Source organism: Micromonospora sp. M51 (genome assembly GCF_018070305.1).
Lineage (GTDB): Bacteria > Actinomycetota > Actinomycetes > Mycobacteriales > Micromonosporaceae > Micromonospora > Micromonospora parva.
The window spans coordinates 1-1,819 of sequence record NZ_JAGPXZ010001010.1; the positions used below are offsets into that span (position 1 = coordinate 1).

Genomic DNA, 1,819 nt, shown 5'->3' on the forward strand with positions numbered 1-1,819 from the left:
CCGCTGGCCCAGCGGGTCCTCGGCGACGATGCGGAGATCCTGGCGACCGTCGCGGGGTCGGCCCTGGAGGGGTTGCGGTACGAGCGGCCGTTCGACCTGGTGGACATCCCGGACGCGCACCGGGTGGTCCTCGCGGAGTACGTCACGACCGAGGACGGCACCGGCCTGGTGCACCAGGCGCCGGCCTTCGGCGCCGACGACCTCGCCGTCTGCCGCGCGTACGGGTTGCCGCTGGTCAACCCGGTCGCGCCGAACGGGCGGTTCAACGACGACATCGAGCTGGTCGGCGGGGTGTTCTTCAAGGATGCCGACGCGTTGCTCATCGACCGGCTCCGCACCTCGGGTCGGCTGTTCCGGCACGAGCCGTTCGAGCACCCCTACCCGCACTGCTGGCGGTGCCACACCCCGCTGATGTACTACGCGCAGCCGTCCTGGTACATCCGGACCACCGAGGTACGCGACGAGCTGACCCGGGAGAACGAGAAGACCAACTGGTTCCCGGAGCACATCAAACACGGCCGGTACGGCGACTGGCTGAAGAACAACATCGACTGGGCGGTGTCCCGCTCCCGGTACTGGGGCACCCCGCTGCCGCTGTGGCGCTGCCCCGACAACCACGTGACAGCTGTCGGTTCCCGTGCGGAGCTCGGCGAGCTGGCCGGCGCCGACCTGTCCGAGTTGGACCCGCACCGCCCGTACGTCGACGAGATCACCATCGCGTGCCCGGACTGCGGCCGGACCGCCACCCGCGTCCCCGAGGTGATCGACGCCTGGTACGACTCCGGCGCGATGCCGTTCGCGTCGTTGGGCTACCCGCACGTGCCCGGCAGCAAGGAGCTCTTCGAACGCAGCTACCCGGCCCAGTACATCTGTGAGGCGATCGACCAGACGCGGGGCTGGTTCTACACGCTGATGGCGGTGGGCACGCTGGTCTTCGACCGGTCCCCGTACGAGAACGTCGTCTGCCTCGGGCACATCCTGGCCGAGGACGGCCGCAAGATGAGCAAACACCTGGGCAACATCCTGCTGCCGATCCCGTTGATGGACACCCACGGTGCGGACGCGGTGCGCTGGTTCATGGCCTGCTCCGGCTCACCGTGGTCGCCGCGCCGGGTCGGGCCCGGCCCGCTCGACGAGATCGTCCGCAAGGTGTTGATGACCTACTGGAACACCGCGGCCTTCTTCTCCCTCTACGCGGCGAACTCGACGTGGGCGCCGCACCTGGCGCAGCCGGTCGCCCAGCGGCCGGTGCTGGACCGGTGGATCGTCGGCGAGGTCCACGCCCTCGCGGCCGCCGTGGACGAACGACTGCAGAACTACGACACGGCGCGCGCCGGCCGACTGCTCGCCGACTTCATCGACGACCTGTCCAACTGGTACGTGCGGCGGTCGCGACAGCGCTTCTGGGAGGGCGACCCCGACGCGCTCACCACCCTGTACGAGTGCCTCGACATCCTCACCCGGCTCCTCGCGCCGTTCATTCCGTTCGTCACGGAGGAGGTGTGGCAGCAGGTCGTCCGGCGGGGGTCGGCGTCAGCCCCGGAGTCGGTGCACCTGGCGACCTGGCCCACCCCCGACCCCACACTGATCAGCACGGAGTTGTCGGCCCAGGTGGCCACGGCACGGGCGTTGGCGGAGGCGGGCCGCTCCGCGCGTAAGGCGAGCGGTCTGCGGATCCGGCAGCCGTTGAGCCGGGCGCTGGTGGGGCTGCCGGCCGGCACGGTTCTCCCGCAGGCGTTGCTGGACGACATCGGCGACGAGTTGAACGTCAAGGTCCTCGAACCGCTCGATCCGCAGAGCGGTGTCATCGACGTGCAGG

1 protein-coding gene is annotated in these 1,819 nt (G+C 70.0%); it reads left to right on the top strand.

What is annotated here, in order from left to right; translation table 11 throughout:
- The coding region (locus KBX53_RS31860; protein ID WP_210863527.1) for an isoleucine--tRNA ligase at window positions 1-1,819 on the top strand (1,819 nt) is incomplete at both ends.